General features: G+C 74.5%; 17 protein-coding genes. 9 read left to right on the forward strand and 8 right to left on the reverse strand.

Features of this window, described 5'->3' with window-relative positions; translation table 11 throughout:
• The first annotated feature begins 184 nt into the window (after positions 1–184).
• On the forward strand, positions 185–988 hold the full coding sequence (locus tag ACQP17_RS07725; protein ID WP_433855587.1) for a response regulator transcription factor: 804 nt from the start codon (positions 185–187) through the stop codon (positions 986–988).
• Positions 985–2,145, forward strand: coding sequence for a sensor histidine kinase (locus tag ACQP17_RS07730; protein ID WP_433855588.1), 1,161 nt, complete (start codon positions 985–987; stop codon positions 2,143–2,145). Before ACQP17_RS07725 ends, ACQP17_RS07730 begins: the two co-directional genes overlap by 4 nt.
• Before the next feature lie 49 nt (positions 2,146–2,194).
• Here the strand turns inward: ACQP17_RS07730 and ACQP17_RS07735 are convergent, their stop codons facing one another.
• From ACQP17_RS07735 to ACQP17_RS07760, 6 genes are all read right to left on the reverse strand, one after another.
• On the reverse strand, positions 2,195–3,508 hold the full coding sequence (locus tag ACQP17_RS07735) for an MFS transporter (protein WP_433855589.1): 1,314 nt from the start codon (positions 3,506–3,508) through the stop codon (positions 2,195–2,197).
• Positions 3,505–4,131, reverse strand: a complete 627-nt coding sequence (locus ACQP17_RS07740) for a helix-turn-helix domain-containing protein (protein WP_433855590.1) — start codon at positions 4,129–4,131, stop codon at positions 3,505–3,507. The genes ACQP17_RS07735 and ACQP17_RS07740 overlap by 4 nt, the downstream gene beginning before the upstream one ends.
• Positions 4,132–4,204: 73 nt before the next feature.
• Positions 4,205–4,924, reverse strand: coding sequence for a cytochrome b/b6 domain-containing protein (locus tag ACQP17_RS07745; RefSeq protein WP_433855591.1), 720 nt, complete (start codon positions 4,922–4,924; stop codon positions 4,205–4,207).
• On the reverse strand, positions 4,908–5,660 hold the full coding sequence (locus ACQP17_RS07750; protein WP_433855592.1) for a molybdopterin-dependent oxidoreductase: 753 nt from the start codon (positions 5,658–5,660) through the stop codon (positions 4,908–4,910). The genes ACQP17_RS07745 and ACQP17_RS07750 overlap by 17 nt, the downstream gene beginning before the upstream one ends.
• An 84-nt stretch (positions 5,661–5,744) precedes the next feature.
• The gene (locus ACQP17_RS07755; protein WP_433859845.1) at positions 5,745–6,725 is read right to left on the reverse strand and encodes a hypothetical protein; all 981 of its coding nucleotides are present in this window, start codon (positions 6,723–6,725) and stop codon (positions 5,745–5,747) included.
• Between the two features lie 326 nt (positions 6,726–7,051).
• On the reverse strand, positions 7,052–8,707 hold the full coding sequence (locus tag ACQP17_RS07760; protein WP_433855593.1) for an FAD-binding dehydrogenase: 1,656 nt from the start codon (positions 8,705–8,707) through the stop codon (positions 7,052–7,054).
• A 208-nt stretch (positions 8,708–8,915) separates the two neighbouring features.
• Here ACQP17_RS07760 and ACQP17_RS07765 point away from each other — a divergent pair, with 208 nt between their 5' ends.
• From ACQP17_RS07765 to ACQP17_RS07795, 7 genes are all read left to right on the forward strand, one after another.
• Positions 8,916–9,809, forward strand: a complete 894-nt coding sequence (locus ACQP17_RS07765) for a DMT family transporter (protein WP_433855594.1) — start codon at positions 8,916–8,918, stop codon at positions 9,807–9,809.
• A gap of 64 nt (positions 9,810–9,873) precedes the next feature.
• Entirely contained in the window at positions 9,874–10,407 is a 534-nt protein-coding gene (locus ACQP17_RS07770) for an NUDIX domain-containing protein (protein WP_433855595.1), read from the forward strand.
• Positions 10,408–10,453: 46 nt separating this feature from the next.
• Positions 10,454–10,864 carry a YidH family protein gene (locus ACQP17_RS07775; RefSeq protein WP_364877767.1) on the forward strand — a complete coding sequence of 137 codons (411 nt, stop codon included), beginning with the start codon at positions 10,454–10,456 and terminating at the stop codon, positions 10,862–10,864.
• A gap of 3 nt (positions 10,865–10,867) precedes the next feature.
• Complete coding sequence (locus ACQP17_RS07780) at positions 10,868–11,236, forward strand: DUF202 domain-containing protein (RefSeq protein WP_433855596.1); 369 nt, start codon at positions 10,868–10,870, stop codon at positions 11,234–11,236.
• A 133-nt stretch (positions 11,237–11,369) separates the two neighbouring features.
• Positions 11,370–12,377 carry an MBL fold metallo-hydrolase gene (locus ACQP17_RS07785; RefSeq protein ID WP_433855597.1) on the forward strand — a complete coding sequence of 336 codons (1,008 nt, stop codon included), beginning with the start codon at positions 11,370–11,372 and terminating at the stop codon, positions 12,375–12,377.
• A gap of 156 nt (positions 12,378–12,533) precedes the next feature.
• Positions 12,534–13,586, forward strand: coding sequence for a phosphotransferase family protein (locus ACQP17_RS07790; protein WP_433855598.1), 1,053 nt, complete (start codon positions 12,534–12,536; stop codon positions 13,584–13,586).
• A gap of 6 nt (positions 13,587–13,592) precedes the next feature.
• A complete protein-coding gene (locus ACQP17_RS07795; RefSeq protein WP_433855599.1) occupies positions 13,593–14,807 on the forward strand; it encodes an acyl-CoA dehydrogenase family protein in 1,215 nt (404 codons plus the stop codon).
• 67 nt (positions 14,808–14,874) lie between these two features.
• On the opposite strand, the gene ACQP17_RS07800 is transcribed toward ACQP17_RS07795, so the two are convergent.
• Together ACQP17_RS07800 and ACQP17_RS07805 are read right to left on the reverse strand one after the other, a co-directional pair.
• Positions 14,875–15,486 (reverse strand): TetR/AcrR family transcriptional regulator, encoded by a 612-nt coding sequence (locus ACQP17_RS07800; protein WP_433859846.1) that lies wholly within the window; start codon positions 15,484–15,486, stop codon positions 14,875–14,877.
• Between the two features lie 29 nt (positions 15,487–15,515).
• Positions 15,516–17,177 (reverse strand): AMP-binding protein, encoded by a 1,662-nt coding sequence (locus ACQP17_RS07805; RefSeq protein ID WP_433855600.1) that lies wholly within the window; start codon positions 17,175–17,177, stop codon positions 15,516–15,518.
• Between the last annotated feature and the right edge of the window lie 127 nt (positions 17,178–17,304).

Consider the following 17,304-nt stretch of genomic DNA (forward strand, 5'->3'; position numbering starts at 1 on the left):
CGCCGAACCGCCCCGGCCGCCCGGAGCCGCCGCGTCCCACCCGTCGCGACCGGACGGCACCGCTGCCGGCGACCGGGGAGCCGCTAACCGAAGTCTTACGGATGCCGCCCCGCCCGCCCGCCGCCGCCCGCGCTGGTGTTGGCTGGGCCCATGACCCGCCTCCCGGGAAAAGCAGGCTGACCCCGTGCCCCCCACCACCCCGCCCGCCGCTCCGCCGCCCGCCCCCGCCGCCGGGCCGCCGCGCCGCGTCCTGGTCGTCGAGGACGATCCGACCGTCGCCGAGGTCGTCACCGGCTACCTCTCCCGCGCCGGCTACACCACCGAGCACGCCGCCGACGGTTTCGCCGCCCTCGACCGGGCCGCGGCCTTCCGCCCGCATCTCGTCGTGCTCGATCTGATGCTGCCGGGCCTGGACGGGCTGGAGGTGTGCCGCCGGCTGCGGCGGTCCGCCGAAGGGCCCGCGGTGCCGGTGGTGATGCTCACCGCCCGCGGCGAGGAGGCGGACCGCATCCTGGGTCTGGAGCTGGGCGCGGACGACTATGTGACCAAGCCCTTCAGCCCACGCGAGCTGGTGCTGCGGATCGGCTCGGTGCTGCGCCGCGCGGAGTCCGCGCCGCCGGCCGCGGCGGCCGCCACCGTGCTGCGGGCCGGGGACCTCAGCGCGGACCCGGCTGGCCGGCGGGCCGCCCGCGCGGGGCGCGAACTCAGCCTCACCACGCGCGAGTTCGACCTGCTGGTCTTCCTGATGCGGCACCCCGGGCAGGTCTTCGCGCGGGAGGAACTGCTGCAGCGGGTCTGGGGCTGGGAGTTCGGCGACCTGTCCACGGTGACCGTGCACGTGCGGCGGTTGCGCGAGAAGATCGAGGCGGACCCGGCCGCGCCCCGGCTGGTGACGACGGTCTGGGGCGCCGGCTACCGCTTCGACCCGGCGCGCGAGGAGCCGCCGGAGGGGGACGGACCGCTGCTGGGAGGCGATCTGCTGTCATGACGGACTTCCTGGTCATCGTGGCCCTGGCGGCGCTCGGCGCGACGGTGGCCGGGCTGATCGCCGCGCCCGCGGTACGGGCCCTGCGGCGGCGTTCGGTCGCGCTGTCGCTGTTCGCGGTGGCGGCGCTGGCGGTGGCCGCGATGGCGGCGGGCACGGTGGCGGTCGCCCAGGCGATGTTCCTGTCGGGGCACGACCTGGGCGTGGTGATGGCCGTGGTGGCCGTCTCCGGAGTGGTGTCGCTGGCGGCCGCGCTGCTCTTCGGGCGGCGGATCGCGGCGGGCAGCCGGGAGCTGGCGCGCTCGGCCCGTACGGTCGGCAGCGAGGGCGGCTTCGTGGCGCCCGCCGAACCGCCCACCGCCGAACTCGCCGCGCTGTCCGGGGCGCTGGAGGAGACCAGCGCCCGGCTGGCCGAGGCGCGGGAGCGCGAACGGGCGCTGGAGGCCTCCCGTCGGGAGCTGATCGCCGGGATCTCGCACGATCTGCGCACCCCGCTCGCCGGGCTGCGCGCGATGGCCGAGGCGCTGGAGGACGGGGTCGCCGAGGACACCGCGCGCTACCACGCACGGATGCGGATCGAGGTGGACCGGCTGGCCGCCATGGTCGACGACCTCTTCGAACTCTCCCGGATCCAGGCCGGGGCGCTGGCCCTGACGCTGTCGCGGGTGTCGGTCTTCGACCTGGTGGACGAGGCCCTCGCGGGCGCCGGGCCGCTGGCGCGCAAGAGCGGGGTGCGGCTGGTGGACGGCGGGGTGGTGCCGCTGCCGGTGCACGTGGACGCCCAGCAGATCACCCGCGTCCTGGGCAATCTGCTGGTCAACGCGATCCGCGCGACCCCGGCCGACGGGACGGTCGCGGTCAGCGCACGGCATGAGCAGGGACGGGTGGTGCTGGCGGTGGAGGACGGCTGCGGCGGTATCCCGGCGGAGGATCTGGGGCGGGTCTTCGACACCGGCTGGCGCGGCGGCCCGGCGCGGACGCCCCGCTCGGACGGCGGGAGCGGCGCCGGGCTGGGGCTCGCGATCGTGCGCGGCATCGTGGAGGCGCACCAGGGCCGGACGACGGTGCGCAACGCCGGGGCGGGGTGCCGCTTCGAGGTCGAACTCCCCGCCGCCGGGCCGCCGGGCGCGGACGCCCCGGCCCCGCAGCCGGTCGGCTGAGACACCGCCCGTCGGCCCGCCGCGCCTCAAAGGGCCCCGGCCAGGGCCGTCAGGCCCCCGGCAGCGGCGTGGCCGCCCGCCCCTCCGGCTCCGGCCCACGCCCGGCCGCTCCCGGCCGCTCGCCCGCCGCGGGGCGTACCGGCAGGTCGCGCACCCTGCCGACCGGGGAGAAGAGCAGGATCAGGCCGGCCAGCGGCACCCCGGCGGTCATGATCCACATGGCCGGGCGGACGCCGAGCAGCGAGCCGAGCGTCCCGCCGAGCAGCGCCCCGAGGGGCAGCGTCCCGTAGTTGAGGAAGGAACTGCTGGCGATCAGCCGGCCGAGCAGGGCGGGCGGGCAGTACCGCTGCTGGAAGCCCACCTTGAGGACGTTGCCGGCGACCACCCCCGCGCTGACGCCGAAGCTGCCCGCGACGTAGAGCAGCGCCCCGGCGCCGTGGACGGCCAGCGGCATGCACGGCGCGGTGCAGGACAGGCCGAGTTCGCACAGCAGCAGGGCGCGGGCGGTGCCGAACCGGGCGGCGGCCCGGCGCGCCAGGAAGGCTCCCGCGATGCCGCCCGAGGCGCCCAGCGCCAGCAGCCCGCCGACCGCACCGGGTGCCAGGCCCACCTCGCGGACCAGGAAGACCGCCGCGATCGACTGATATCCCATGAGCGCGAGGTTGGAGGCGGCGCCGAACAGTGTCAGCGTACGGAACCACACGTCGCCGACGACCAGCCGCAGGCCCTCGGCGACCTCCGCGGCCAGGATCCGCGGTCCGCGCTCCCGCCTTTCCGGGCGCGGCTCGCGGTAGCGGATGCCGCGCAGGAACAGCAGGGCGAGCAGGAAGGTGCCGGCGTTGACCCACAACGCGTGGACGGCTCCGGCGAGTTGGGCGAGGAGTCCGCCGGTCCCCTGCCCGGCGATCTGGGCGGCCGAGGCGCTGCCGTGCAGCGCGGCGTTGCCCTCGGCCCGGTCGGCGGGCGCGAGCAGCGTGGGCAGATAGGCGCTGTAGGCGGTCTGGAAGACCACCGCCGAGGTGCCGGCCAGCAGGGCGACGGCGAGCAGCAGCCCGAGCGAGAGTCCGCCGTACCGGGCGAGGAGCGGGACGGCGGCGAACAGCACCAGCGACACACCGGCGGCGCCGAGCATCAGGGGACGGCGCCGCAGCCGGTCCACCCACGCGCCGACCGGCAGGCCGATGAGCAGCCACGGCAGCCAGCCGCAGGCGCTGAGCAGCCCGACCGCGAAGGGGGAGGCGTGCAGGGTGGACACCGCCACCAGCGGCAGCGCGACATTGGTGACCGCCGCCCCGAATCTGCCGGCCGTCTCGCCGCACCACAGCAGCCGGAAGTCCCGGTGGCGGCGCAGCAGTCCGCTCACCGGGCGCCACGCTCCTTGCGCGGGAAGGACTGCAACTGGACGAGGACCGGCTGTCCGTCCGGCGTCCCGGCCCCGGGCGCGCTCCGCGCCGTCGCCCGGTACCGGGCGACGACCTCGGCCAGCTCCGCGTTCATCGCCGCCAACTGCGCGGGCGCGAGCCGCAGATCGTGCCACTGGGTGAGGGTGCCGGCATTGCGCCACTCGGCGTCCCAGTCCTCGGTGAGGTAGTCGACGACGCGGTGGAAGTGCTGCTGGAGCAGTTCGTGCACATAGACGGACAGGGCGCCGCGGGTGTCCGGATCGTCGCGGAACCGGGCGGTGTCGAGGTTGTTGCTGACCCGGACGGCCCGCCACCAGCGTTCGCGCCGGGTGCCGCGGTCGGTCTCCTCCTCGATGAAGCCGTGGGCGGCGAGGTGGCGCAGATGCCAGCTGACGGTGCCGGTGTTCTCACCGAGGCGGCCGCCGAGCCCGGTGGCGGTGTCCGGACCGTCGAGCCGCAGCAGTTCCAGGATGCGCATGCGCAGGGGGTGGGCGAGGCCACGCAGGCTGCGGGCGTCCATCTGCCGGGTGGGCGCTACGGCGGAGGCGTCCGGCCACGGGGGCTTCTGCGGGGTGTCGGTCATGGACGTCAGCGTAGGGGTGCAGAGAACTCTCTGCACAGGGTTCTCTGCAGAGAGGTCTCTGCAAGTGGCCGCGTCAGGACCGGGGTTGATGACCTTGCGGGTCCTGCCCTTCCGCGCGCTCGCCCCGTTCCCCGTCCTCGGGACGCCACAGCGGATGCTCACGGCGGGCCCACCGTGCGTCGACCCAGCCCGTCCGCATCCCGCGGCGCGACTCGGGATCGCCGTACGCCTTCCCGACATGGCCGGCGATCACGAGGATCACGGCGAGGGCGAGCCAGTCGTGGACGAACGTGGCGCCGGTGCGCCACACCAGGGGCACCGGCGTCCCGGCCCGGACGAGGCCGAGGGCCTGCGGGAGGGTGGACCACATCAGCAGTCCGGTGCCGAGCATCACCAGCACGGCGCCGGCGATCCAGGCGGCGTAGAGCTTCTGGCCCGCGTTGAACTTCCCGGCCGGGCGGCCGCCGCGACGGCGCAGGGCGGAGCGCAGCCAGCGGCGGTCGTGCGGGCCGTAGCGGTTGAGCCGGGTGAGGTCGGCGCGCAGGGCGCGGGAGAAGAGGCCCAGCAACAGGGGCACCGGCAGCAGGACGCCGGAGCACTCGTGGACGGTGACCATCAGGGCGCGGCGGCCGACGAGTTCGGCGAGGAAGGGGAGGTAGAGACAGCCCGCGGTGAGCACACAGACCGCCATCAGGGCGGCGGTGGCCTGATGGACCCGGTGTTCGGCGGGGGTGAAGCGCGGCACCCGGGGGCGCGCGGCGGCTGCCGACGGCGCGTCAGGTGGTGGGGGCATCGTCGCGTCCGTTCGACCGGCCGACCCAGGCATCGACGTCATATCCGAGGTTCTCCCAGTATCCGGGCGCGACATGGTCGGTGACGGTGATCCCGGAGAGCCACTTCGCCGACTTGTAGAAGTACATGGGCGCGACGTAGAGGCGGACCGGTCCGCCGTGCGCGTGCGCCAGCGGCTTGTCCTGCATCCGCAGGGCGACCAGAACGTCGTCCCGGCGGGCCTGGGCGAGGGTGAGGGACTCGCTGTAGGTGCCGTCGAAGCTGGTGAAGCGGACCGCCCTGGCCTCGGGGCGGACACCGGCGGCGTCGAGGAGCGCCGAGAGCCGGACGCCCTCGAAGGGGGTGCCGGGCACCCGCCAGCCGGTGACGCACTGGACGTCCCGCACGAGCCGGGTCTGCGGCATGCGGCGCAGGTCGTCGAGGTGGTAGCGGGTGCGGTGGCGCACCAGGCCGTCGACCGTGAGGCGGTAGCTGCGGGCGTCCTTCTCGGGCACCGAGCCGGTCACCGAGTAGTAGCGGAAACCGCCGCCGGCCGGGAGCAGACCGGACAGCCCGGTGGGGTCCTTCTGGGCGGCGGCGCCGAGCGTCTCGTCGTAGGCGCGCTGCAGGAAGGGGGCCGCGGCGACGCCGGCGGCACCGGCCGCGAGCATGCCCAGCACGACGCGGCGGCCCACCGGGGAGCCGCGCCCGTCCCCGCCGCCGTCCGCCGCGGCGGCCGGATTCGCGTCCTTGGTCATGACCCGATTCGAACACCGCGCGGCCTCCGGGGCCAGCGTCCGGGCCCCGGCGTCAGACTTTCGTCATCAGCCGCCGCCGCGGGCTCAGCGTGCCGCGGTGTCGCGGGCGCTGCGCAGGGCGGTGGCGCGGGCGGCCCGGAACGCGGCCTCGGCGTCGCGGCCCGTGTACGACCACGGGGCGCGGGTGGGGTGCGGGCCGATGCGCGGGAAGAGCGCGGCGGCCTCGGCCATCCGCCCCTCGTGGAACAGCGCGTGGGCCAGGAAGTTCAGGTCGATGGTGCGGCGCGGATGGTCCTCGCCCTCCCACTCCAGCCACCAGTCGAAGGCGGCCCGCAGGACCTGGTGGGCGTGCGGGGTGGACCAGTGGCCCGAGTCGGCGGGGTCGGGCGGGACCAGACCGGCGGCGGCCAGTGCGCGGTAGCGCTCGGCGTGCGCCACGACGGGCAGCAGGGCGAGCGGGGAGTCGGCGGGGGCGCGCTCCGCGGCGCGGGCGGCGAAGGTGTGGGCCGGGTGCCGCGGGCTGTCGCCGCCGTCCGGCCGGCGTTCGGCCAGCGCGGCCGTCATCAGGTGGTGGGCGTGGTGGTGGTCGCGGTGGCGGGCGCGGATCTGCCGGAAGGCGTGCTCCTGTCCGTCCGGTGTGCCGCAGCGGCGGGCGAGGATCAGCGCGCCGAGCCAGGGGGTGGGGTCGTCGGGCAGCATCGCGGCGGCGGTGGCACAGGCCCGGGCGGCGGCCGTGGTGCTGCCCGTGCCGCGCAGCGCGAGCCGGACGGTGGCGAGCGCCAGGAGGGTGGCGGCGTCACCGCTGTCCGGTTCGGCGAGCAGCCAGTCGGCGGCCCAGGCGGCGCTGCCGGGAGAGGTGGCCAGGACGGTTAATCGGTGGCCGCGCAGGTCCCAGTCGGTGCCGGTGCCGGTGAGCAGGGTGCGCACCCGGGCCCATTGGCCGAGCGCCAGCGCGTCGGCGGTGAGGGCCAGTTCGGCATCGCCCAGGGCCGGGGCCAGGGCCCGGAGGTCCGGGCAGGGGCCGGGCGCCGGGGGCGACGACGGGGACGGGGGGACAGGGGTAATCGAGATCACGGGTCAGCGGGCTCCATGACGCGCCGCACCGGCCGCTCGCCGCGCCGAGCCGTCCTCGGCGGGGTGGGACCGGATCTGCACGCGCCTCTACAGAGGGTGATGACGTGGTCCGCACCAGTCATCACGGACAGCAAAGCGGTACGCAGAGCTGTGCGTCAAGACGGGAAGGGGAATGGCTGGATCCGCCCAACCCCCTTTAGGTATCACGGTATTGGGCGCGCGAGCCAACCGGACCCGCTGCCGCCCGCCGCTCCCCGGCAGGCCCCTCCCCCGGCCCCGCACGCGCCCGGTCCGTCCCGTTCGGGCATCCGTCCCGGTCAGGACACCGCCCGGGCCGCCGCCCGTCCCGCCGTGCGCCCGGAGAAGAGGCAGCCGCCGAGGAAGGTGCCCTCCAGCGAGCGGTAGCCGTGCACCCCGCCGCCGCCGAAACCGGCCGCCTCACCGGCCGCGTACACGCCCGGCAGCGGGGTACCGTCCTCGGTCCGCACCCGCGAGGACAGATCGGTCTCCAGCCCGCCGAGCGTCTTGCGGGTGAGGATGTGCAGCCGTACCGCGATCAGCGGGCCGGCCTTGGGGTCGAGCAGCCGGTGCGGCGCGGCGGTGCGGATCAGCCGGTCACCGAGGTACTTGCGGGCCCCGCGCACCGCCGTGACCTGGAGATCCTTGCTGAAGGCGTGGGCGATCTCCCGGTCGCGCGCCACGATCTCGCCGCGCAGCGCCTCCTCCGAGAGCAGCGGCTCCACGGTCAGCGCGTTCATCCGCCGCACCAGGTCCGTCAGCGACCGCTCGACGACGAAGTCCGCGCCCCGGTCCATGAACGCCTGGACCGGTCCGGGCGCGCCGGAGCCGGCCCGGCCCAGCACCCCGCGGACGCTCTTTCCGGTCAGATCCGGGTTCTGCTCGGAGCCGGAAAGGGTGAACTCCTTCTCGATGATCTTCTGGGTGAGCACGAACCAGGTGTGGTCGTGGCCGGTCGACATGATGTGTTCGAGGGTGCCGAGGGTGTCGAAGCCGGGGAAGAGCGGCACCGGCAGCCGCCGGCCGCGGGCGTCCAGCCACAGCGGGGAGGGCCCGGACAGGATCCGGATGCCGTGCTGCGGCCAGAGGGAGTTCCAGTTCTCGATGCCCTCGGTGTAGTGCCACATCCGGTCGCGGTTGACGAGGCGGCCGCCGGCCGCCTCGGCGATGCCCAGCATCCTGCCGTCCACGTGCGCCGGCACGCCGGAGAGCATCCGGCGCGGAGGCTTGCCGAGCCGCTCGGGCCAGTTGGCGCGCACCAGTCCGTGGTTGCCGCCGATCCCGCCCGAGGTGACGATCACGGCCTGGGCGCGCAGCTCGAAGGCGCCGGCCACCTCGCGGCTGCTGGGCCGGCCGCGGGCGACGTCCGAGGCCTCCAGGACCTCGCCGCTGACCGTGTCCACCGCCCCGGCGCTGCGCGAGAGTCCGGTCACCCGGTGGCGGAAGCGCAGCTCGACCAGCCCGCGGGCGGCCCCCTCCCGCACCCGCCGCAGGAACGGGGCGAGCAGCCCCGGGCCGGTGCCCCAGGTGATGTGGAAGCGGGGGACGGAGTTGCCGTGCCCGGTCGCGCCGTAGCCGCCGCGCTCGGCCCAGCCGACGACGGGGAAGAAGCGCACGCCCTGCCGGTGCAGCCAGGCGCGTTTCTCCCCGGCCGCGAAGTCGACGTAGGCCTCGGCCCACTTGCGCGGCCAGTGGTCCTCGGGCCGGTCGAAGCCGGCGGTGCCCAGCCAGTCCTGCCAGGCCAGTTCCTGACTGTCGCGGATGCGCAGCCGGCGCTGTTCGGGGGAATTCACCAGAAAGAGGCCGCCGAAGGACCAGTGCGCCTGCCCGCCGAGGGACTGCTCGGGCTCCTGGTCGAGCAGGATCACCTTGCGCCCGGCATCCACCAGTTCCGCGGTGGCCGCCAGCCCCGCGAGCCCCGCTCCGATCACGATCACATCAGCGTCGTACGCCATCTGCTTCTCCTCAACGGGGCACGCCCGGCGCCCCGGCCGCCGTGGTGGAACGATCCTCAGCGCACCCGACTGCCGCGTCAACCACGGGTTACTGCGCGGTACACCGCGACCCGCGGGAGAATGGTGGGTGACGAGGGCCACCCCACGCCCGACGCCGGATGACTATCCTCAGGCGCAATCCCCCACCCCGCGCGATACGAGGTGCGACGTGACGGTGATACTGCTCGCCCTAGGGGCGGCCTGCTGTCTGGGACTCGGCTTCGTGTTCCAGCAGGCCGCGGCGCAGCACGCCCCGATGAAGGACTTCCTCTCGGTGCGGCTGCTGCTCGACCTGGTGCGGATGCCGCTGTGGGTGGCCGGTATCGGGCTGATGGTGGTCGGGATGGCGCTCGGCGCGATGGCGCTGGGGATGGGTGACATCACGCTCGTCGAGCCGCTGCTCGCGACCAATCTGCTCTTCGCCATGGCGCTGTCCCGGCGGCTGACCCGCCAGCGGCTCGGCCGCAGCGGCTGGGCGGGGCTGTGGCTGCTGGCGGGCGGGGTGACGGCCTTCATCGTGGCCGGCCGTCCGCAGGGCGGGCGCAGCAGCGCCGACCAGACCTGGCAGTGGCTGATCATGGGCGTGGTGCTGGGCACCGCCCTGCTGCTGGCGGCGTTCGCCAAGCGGGAGCGGGTGCATGTGAGCCTGGAGGCCGCCCTGCTGGGCATCGCCGCCGGGCTGATCTACGGCCTCCAGGACGCGCTGACCCGGATCAGCGGGGAGCGCTTCGGGCACGGTGGCTGGGGCGCCCTGCTGACCAGCTGGCAGCCGTACGCCATCGTCGTCCTCGGGGTACTGGCCCTGGTGCTGGTGCAGAGCGCCTTCGAGTCGGCGCCGCTGCGGCTCTCGCTGCCCGCGCTGACCGCCGCCCAGCCGCTCGCCGGGATCGCCTGCGGGGTCGGCTTCCTCGGGGACCGGCTCCAGGTGACGGCCGGGGCGCTGGCCTGGGAGGTGGCCGGGATCGTGGCGGTCGTCGCGGGCATCGTGCTGATCGGCAGCCATCCGGCGATGCCGCCGGGAGCCGGCCGGCGGACGGACGAGCGGAAGCTGGAGCCGCGCTGAGGCCGGGCGGCCGGGCCGGCGCCCCGGCGGGTGCGGCCCCCACTCGCGGTGGTTGCATGGCCCCATGACCGAGCAGCAACCGCTCAACGCGGACGAGATCCTCGACGTCGTGGACGAGAACGATCAGGTCGTGGGCCAGGCCCCACGCGGTGAGACCTACGCCCGCAGAATGCGCACCCGCTGCGCCTTCGTCCTGGCCCGGGACGCCGAGGACCGGATCTTCGTGCACCGCCGCACCCCGCAGAAGCTGGTCTTCCCCTCGCACTACGACATGTTCGTGGGCGGGGTGGTCGGCACCGGCGAGAGCTATGACGAGGCGGCGCTGCGCGAGGCGGAGGAGGAGCTGGGCGTGCGGGGGCTGCCGCGCCCGGAGCCCCTGTTCAAGTTCCTGTACGAGACACCCGAGCACACCTGGTGGTCGGCCGTCTACCAGGTGCGCTGCACCCTGCCGGTCGCCCCGCAGGAGGCGGAGATCGACTGGTACGCGTTCCTGACCGAGGAGGAACTCACCCGGCAGCTCGGCGTGTGGCCGTGGACGCCGGACGGCCTGGCGGCCTACCGGGAGCTGCTCGCCCGGCGGGCGGCGGGGGACCTTTGAGGCGACCGGGGCGGGGGCCGGGGCGACACCCCCTAGGGTTTCGCTCATGATCCTCATTCAGGGGCTGCGGTCGGCCGGCCGGGCCGTGCGGCTGTGGTGGGCGCCGGCGCGCATCCGCGAGGAGGGCACGACCCCCGACTACCGCTTCTCGCTCGCCAACGAACGCACGTTCCTGGCCTGGCTGCGCACCGGGCTGGCGCTGATCGGCGGCGGGTTCGCGGTGGATCAGTTCCTGCCCCGGCTGCATCCGTGGCTGCGGCTGGCGTTCACCGTGGTGCTGCTGGTGGGCGGGGCGCTCTGCGCGCTGCGGGCGGTCAACCACTGGGTGCGCTGCGAGCGGGCGATGCGGCGCGGCGAGGACCTGCCGGTCACGCGTTTCCCCACGGCGCTGGCGCTGGCCGTCGGCGCGCTGGCGGTGGCGCTGGTCGTGCTGGTGCTGCTCGGCCGGACCGGCTGACCGGTGGCGGACACGGCGCGGCCGCAGGAGCCGGACGAGGGGGCACCGCGGCCGGCTCCCGACCGCGACCCGGGGCTCCAGCCGGAGCGGACCCGGCTGGCGTGGCGGCGCACCACGCTGTCGGCCACCGCGGTGGCGGTGCTGGCCGGCCGCCAGCTGCTGGCCAGCCGGGCACCGGGGGCGGTGGAGGTGGTCCTGGTGGTGGTGATCGGGCTGCTGTGGCTCGCCTTCGTGACGCTGGCGCACGGCCGGATGCGGGCGATGGCCGAGGGCCGCCCGCCGGCCCTGCCGCCCCGGACCGCCCTGCTGCTGGTCGCCTGCACCCTGGCGCCGGCACTGTGCGGCGGGGTGCTCCTGGCGCGGGCCGGGTGAGGACGCCGGGGGCGCGGCGTCGCCGCGGCGGCCGGTGACGATACCGTGACGCGACCCCGCGGCCACGGGGTGTACCCGCACCCCGGCCGGGCCACGGGGGGTGACGGGTCATCGGACGAGGGGACACACCCGCATGGGCGACGAGACGGCAGCGACCACACCGGGGCGGCACTCCGCGGAGCCTGACCCGGCCCGGACCACCGGCCCGCAGGGACCGCCCGCCGCCGGGGCCGGCCTCCCCGAGCCCTACCTCACCGAACTGGCCGCCGGGGTCCACGCGTTCATCCAGCCGGACGGCGGCTGGTGCCTGAACAACGCGGGCTTGGTCACCGACGGGGACGCCACCCTGCTCGTGGACACCGCCGCCACCGAGCGCCGGGCCCGTCTGCTGCGCGAGCGGATCGCCGCGAGCGGCGCGCCGGCGCCCCGCGTATTGGTCAACACCCACCACCACGGCGACCACACCTACGGCAACGCCGTCTTCGCACCGGAGGCGACGGTCGTCGGGCACGCCTCCTGCCGCAGTGAGCTGCTGGCCGCCGGGCACCAACTGCACGCGGTGTGGCCGGAGGTGGAGTACGGCGACATCCGACTGACCCCGCCGGAGGTCACCTACACCGACGAACTGACCCTGCACACCGGCGACATCGAGGTGCGGCTGATCCATCCCGGGGTGGCCCACACCACGGGCGACACCGTGGTGTGGCTGCCCCGGCAGCGCATCGTCTTCGCCGGTGACCTGGTCTTCCACGGCGGCACCCCGTTCGTCCTGATGGGGTCGCTGACCGGATCGCTGCGCGCGGTGGAGGTGCTGCGCTCCCTGGACGCGGTCACCGTCGTCCCCGGGCACGGCCCGGTGACCGGCCCCGAGGTGTACGACGGCATCGAGCGCTATCTGCGGTTCGTCGGGCAGCTGGCGCAGGAGGGCCGGGCGGCCGGCCGTACGCCGCTGGAGGTGGCGCGCGAGACGGATCTCGGGCCGTTCGCCGAGCTGGCCGAGAGCGAGCGGCTGGTGGCCAATCTGCACCGGGCGTACGCGGAGCTGGCGGGCGGGGCGCCGGGGGCACCGCTCGACCCGATCGCCGCCTTCGGCGACATGACGGCGATGAACGGCGGGGTGCCGATGGCCTGTCACGCCTGACCCGGACCGGCCGCGGGCGCCCCCGGGGCGTCCGCGGTGGCGGGAAATCCCCTGCGTGACGGACGCCCCACGCCGGGCCACTGGACTCCATACCGACTAGTCGGCATGATCGTGGCCAGCGACCGATGGACCGTCCACTCCGCATGGAGGAGCACGATGAGCAAGGGCACCCCTCCCCCGCCGGATTCCGGCCGGGAGCAGCCTCCCGGCCTCGACCTGGAACGATTGCGCGCGCATCTGGACCGGGAGCGGCCGGGGCTGGCCGGCGGGCCGCTGCGGGCACAGCTGATCGAGGGCGGGCGGTCCAACCTCACCTACCGGGTCACCGACGGCACCGGCTCCTGGGTGGTGCGCCGCCCGCCGCTGGGCCACGTCCTGGCGACCGCGCACGACATGCGGCGCGAGCACCGGGTCATCAGCGCGCTGCACGAGACGCCGGTGCCGGTGCCCGAAACGCTGCTGCTGTGCGAGGACGAGTCGGTGATCGGCGCGCCCTTCTACGTGATGGAGCTGGTCGAGGGCACCCCGTACCGCACGGCCGCGCAGCTCGCGCCGCTCGGCCCCGAGCGCACCCGCGCGGTGGTCCTCTCCCTGGTCGACACGCTCGTGGAACTGCACGCGGTGGACCCCGAGGCGGCCGGACTGGGCGACTTCGGCCGGCCGGACGGCTTCCTGGAGCGGCAGCTGCGGCGCTGGGGAAAGCAGCTGGCCGCCTCGAAGAACCGTGCGCTGCCGGGCATCGAGGAGCTGCACGCGGCGCTCGGCCGGGCGCTGCCCGCCTCCCCGGCGCCCACCGTCGTGCACGGCGACTACCGCCTGGACAACGTCCTGGTAGGCGCCGGGGACACCATCGAGGCCGTCCTGGACTGGGAGATGTCCACGCTCGGCGATCCGCTGACCGACCTCGGGCTGCTGGCGATGTACAGCTCCGACCTGGGCCTGCCGCAGTCCCCGGTGAGCACCACCAGCGGCGCCCCGGGACACCCCTCGCCGGCCGAGCTGATCGAGCGCTACGCGGCCCGCTCCGGCCGCGACGTCTCGTCCCTCGCCTGGTACACCGCGTTCGCCTGGTTCAAGCTCGCGGTGATCCTGGAGGGCATCCACTACCGCTTCACGCTCGGCCAGACCGTCGGCGCCGGGTTCGACCGGATCGGCGAGCTGGTCCCGGTCTTCATCGAGCACGGACTCACCACCCTCAAAGAAGGCTGAGCACCCATGGACTTCGCATTCGACGCCCGGACCGAGGAGCTGCGCGAGAAGCTCCTGACGTTCATGGACGCGCACGTGTACCCGGCCGAGCAGACCGCCCACGAGCAGCGGGCCGCGCTCGCCTCGCCGTGGGACACCCCGGCGATCGTCGAGGAGCTGAAGGCCGAGGCCCGGCGGCAGGGGCTGTGGAACCTGTTCCTGCCCGACGCGGAGCACGGCGCCGGACTGACCAATCTCCAGTACGCGCCGCTGGCCGAGATCACCGGCCGCAGCCCGCAGTTGGCGCCCACCGCGCTGAACTGCGCGGCGCCGGACACCGGCAACATGGAGGTACTGGCGCAGTTCGGCGACGAGGCGCAGCAGAAGCGGTGGCTGGCGCCGCTGCTGGCCGGTGAGATCCGGTCGGCGTTCGCGATGACCGAGCCGGAGGTGGCCTCGTCGGACGCCACCAACATCGAGACGCACATCGCACGGGATGGCGAGAATTACGTCATCAACGGCCGCAAGTGGTACATCTCCGGTGCGATGAACCCGCTGTGCCAGATCTTCATCGTGATGGGCAAGACCGACCCGGACGGCGCCGACCCCCGCCGCCAGCAGTCGATGATCCTGGTCCCGCGCGACACCCCCGGCCTGGAGATCAAGCGCGCGATGCAGGTCTACGGCTACGAGGACCACTACCACGGCGGCCACGCCGAGGTGGTCTTCCACGACGTACGGGTGCCGGCGGCGAATCTGATCGGCGAGGAGGGCGGCGGCTTCGCCATCGCCCAGGCCCGGCTCGGCCCCGGCCGGATCCACCATTGCATGCGGCTGATCGGCATGGCCGAGCGCGCCATCGAGCTGATGTGCCGCCGCGCGGTGAGCCGTACGGCGTTCGGCAAGCCGCTGGCCCAGCAGGGCGTGGTCCAGGAGTGGATCGCGGACGCCCGGGTGGCGGTGGAGCAGCTGCGGCTGCTGGTGTTGAAGACCGCCTGGCTGATGGACACCGTCGGCAACAAGGGCGCGCACACCGAGATCCAGGCCATCAAGATCGCCACCCCGCGCACGGTGGTGGACATCCTCGACAAAGCCGTGCAGCTGCACGGCGCCGGCGGGGTCAGCCAGGACTTCCCGCTGGCGGAGCTGTGGGCCGGGGCCCGGACCCTCCAGCTGGCGGACGGTCCGGACGAGGTGCACCAGCGGTCGCTGGCCCGCCGTGAGCTGAAGCGGTACCTCTAGCCGAAGGCCGCCACGGCACGGCCGGGGCCCGCGACCGCCGGTGGTCGCGGGCCCTCGCCGTGCGCGCTCAGGGTCGCAGTGCCCGCAGCAGCAGCTCCGCGAGGTGGTCGGCGACCTGCTGCGGGCTGAGCGGTCCGTCCTCGCGGTACCACGTGCCCAGGTGGTGCACGGAGCCGAAGTGGTAGTCGACCACGAGGTCGGCGGGGATGTCGGCGGCGAACACGCCGGTGCGCTGCCCCTCCTCGACCAGGGCGCGGAACCGCTCGTGGTAGCGCCGCCGTTCGGCGCGTACCTGCTTGTCCTTCTCCGGGCCGAGCTGGTGCATCGAGCGGAAGAAGATCTTGGTGTCGTCGAGGTTCTCGATGGTGGTGACGACGACATCGGCGGCGGCGTCCCGCAGCCGCGTCTCGACCGGCGCGTCGGCGTCGGCGAAGTGGTCCAGCCGCTCCTGCTGGAGCCGCAGCACCCGGCCGTAGACCTCGTGCAGCAGGTCGTCCTTGGAGCCGAAGTAGTGGTAGAGGGCGCCCTTGGTGACGCCCGCCGCATCGACGATCTCCTGGACGGAGGTGCGGTCGTAGCCCTGCTCCGCGAAGAGCCGGGTGGCGGTGGCCAGCAGCCGCTGGGCCACCGGCTTCGCCTCGCCGCTGCCGCTGCCGTTGCCGTCCTTCGTGCCGGCCATCGCCCTCACCTGCTCCTTCGTGCTCTCGTTCATGCGCGGTGGCGCAGCTCCCGTCGGAGGATCTTGCCACTCGTGGTCTTCGGAAGCTCGGCCAGGATCTCCACCTCGCGGGGATATTTGTACGCCGCGAGCCGTTCCTTGCAGTACGCGGCCAGCTCGGCGGGTTGCGGGGCGCTCCCCGGCCGCAGGCTGACGTACGCCTTGACCGACTCCCCGCGGTAGGCGTCGGGCACCCCGACGACCGCCGCCTCGCGCACCGCCGGGTGGCTGTAGAGCACGTCCTCGACCTCCCGCGGCCACACCTTGAAGCCGGAGGCGTTGATCATGTCCTTCTTGCGGTCGACGACGTAGAGCCAACCCTCGGCGTCCATGAAGCCGATGTCACCGGTGCGCAGCTCGCCGTCCGGGATGCCCTGGGCGGTGGCGTCCGGGCGGCGCCAGTAGCCGGGGACGACCTGGGGGCCGCGCACCGCGATCTCGCCCGGCTCGCCGAACGGCAGGTCCCGGCCCTGCTCGTCGATGATCCGGACGACGGTGTCGGGGCCGGGGACGCCGACGGCGAGGGTGCCGGAGGCCTTGTCGACCGGCGCCTGCCGGCCGGGCGGCACGCTGGCGCAGGGGGCGGTGCACTCGGTCAGGCCGTAGCCGTTGTGGAGGTAGGGACCGAAGCCGGTGCGGAAGGTCTCGACGAGGGCGGGCGGCAGCGGCGCGCCGCCGGAGGACAGGGTCGTGAAGGACGCGAAGTGCTCGCGGGTGACCTCGGGATGGGCCATCAGCGCCATGTAGGCGGTGGAGGGGCCGACCGTGTAGGCGGGCCGGTGCTCCAGGAAGGCGTCCAGGACGACGCCGGCCTCGAAGCGGTAGGCGAGGGCAAGGGTGCCGGCGTTGGCGAGGCAGGCCGCGAGCTCGCAGACCAGGCCGGTGATGTGGAAGAGCGGGGCGAGCGCGAAGTAGGTGGCGCCGTCGGGCAGGCCGAGGCCGGTGCGCTGGCGTTCGGCGTTGTAGGTGATGTTGCCGTGGGTGTTGGTCGCGCCCTTGGGGGTGCCGCTGGTGCCGGAGGTGTAGCTGATCAGCGCGAGGTCGTCGGCGGTGAGATCCGGGTCGGCCGGCACCGCGCGGATCGGACCGGCGGTGCGGGCGACGGTCAGCAGATCGTCGGCGCCCTCCTGCGGCCCGAGCCGCTCGCCGCGCAGCACCCGCCGGTCGTCGCGGGTCTGCAGGTCCCGCTCCCAGGCGGTGAGCGCGATCCGTACGGACGGCGTCCCGTCGGCGAGCAGGCGCAGAAAGCCGTCCCAGGTGCGGTCGGCGCAGAGGACGGCGGTGACCTCGGCGTCGTCCAGGATGTGCCGCATCTCGGCGGACTTGTACATGGGGTTGACCGGGACGACCACCCCGCCGGCCTTCCAGACGCCGAGCACGGCGAGCACGAAGTGCGGGGTGTTCTGGAGCATGACCGCGGCCCGGTCACCGCGCCGGAAGCCGCGGCCGGCGAGGTGGGCGGCGATGCCGTCGGAGAGCGCGTCGGTCTCGGCGTAGGACAGCCGCCCGTCGAAGTAGGCGAGCGCCGTGCGGTCGGGGACCCGGCCGACGGCGGCCCGGAAGGCGTGCAGCGTCGAGGGGGGCGGCTGGACGGGGGCGCGCTGGGCGTCGGTGAGCTGTGCCAGCCACGGCTTGTCCTGGTAGGAGGTCATCGGGTGCGGCCCTTTCTTCCTGATCGCCTGATCATCCCCGCGGGGGGACACCTGGGGTGTGGCGGGGTGGCGCCCCCGGACCCGGCCGGCGCGCCACCCCGTCCGTACGGCGGAATCCGCCACCGGG

The organism is Streptomyces kronopolitis, from assembly GCF_050953795.1.
Lineage (GTDB): Bacteria > Actinomycetota > Actinomycetes > Streptomycetales > Streptomycetaceae > Streptomyces > Streptomyces kronopolitis_A.

Excerpts from the sequence above, each read along its gene's own strand:
- ACQP17_RS07805 (WP_433855600.1), bottom strand. The coding sequence starts at position 17,177 with ATGACCTCCTACCAGGACAAGCCGTGGCTGGCACAGCTCACCGACGCC.
- ACQP17_RS07750 (WP_433855592.1), bottom strand. The coding sequence starts at position 5,660 with ATGACCAAGGACGCGAATCCGGCCGCCGCGGCGGACGGCGGCGGGGAC.
- ACQP17_RS07770 (WP_433855595.1), top strand. The coding sequence starts at position 9,874 with ATGACCGAGCAGCAACCGCTCAACGCGGACGAGATCCTCGACGTCGTG.
- ACQP17_RS07745 (WP_433855591.1), bottom strand. The coding sequence starts at position 4,924 with ATGCCCCCACCACCTGACGCGCCGTCGGCAGCCGCCGCGCGCCCCCGG.
- ACQP17_RS07785 (WP_433855597.1), top strand. The coding sequence starts at position 11,370 with ATGGGCGACGAGACGGCAGCGACCACACCGGGGCGGCACTCCGCGGAG.
- ACQP17_RS07790 (WP_433855598.1), top strand. The coding sequence starts at position 12,534 with ATGAGCAAGGGCACCCCTCCCCCGCCGGATTCCGGCCGGGAGCAGCCT.
- ACQP17_RS07730 (WP_433855588.1), top strand. The coding sequence starts at position 985 with ATGACGGACTTCCTGGTCATCGTGGCCCTGGCGGCGCTCGGCGCGACG.
- ACQP17_RS07775 (WP_364877767.1), top strand. The coding sequence starts at position 10,454 with ATGATCCTCATTCAGGGGCTGCGGTCGGCCGGCCGGGCCGTGCGGCTG.
- ACQP17_RS07740 (WP_433855590.1), bottom strand. The coding sequence starts at position 4,131 with ATGACCGACACCCCGCAGAAGCCCCCGTGGCCGGACGCCTCCGCCGTA.
- ACQP17_RS07800 (WP_433859846.1), bottom strand. The coding sequence starts at position 15,486 with ATGGCCGGCACGAAGGACGGCAACGGCAGCGGCAGCGGCGAGGCGAAG.
- ACQP17_RS07795 (WP_433855599.1), top strand. The coding sequence starts at position 13,593 with ATGGACTTCGCATTCGACGCCCGGACCGAGGAGCTGCGCGAGAAGCTC.
- ACQP17_RS07760 (WP_433855593.1), bottom strand. The coding sequence starts at position 8,707 with ATGGCGTACGACGCTGATGTGATCGTGATCGGAGCGGGGCTCGCGGGG.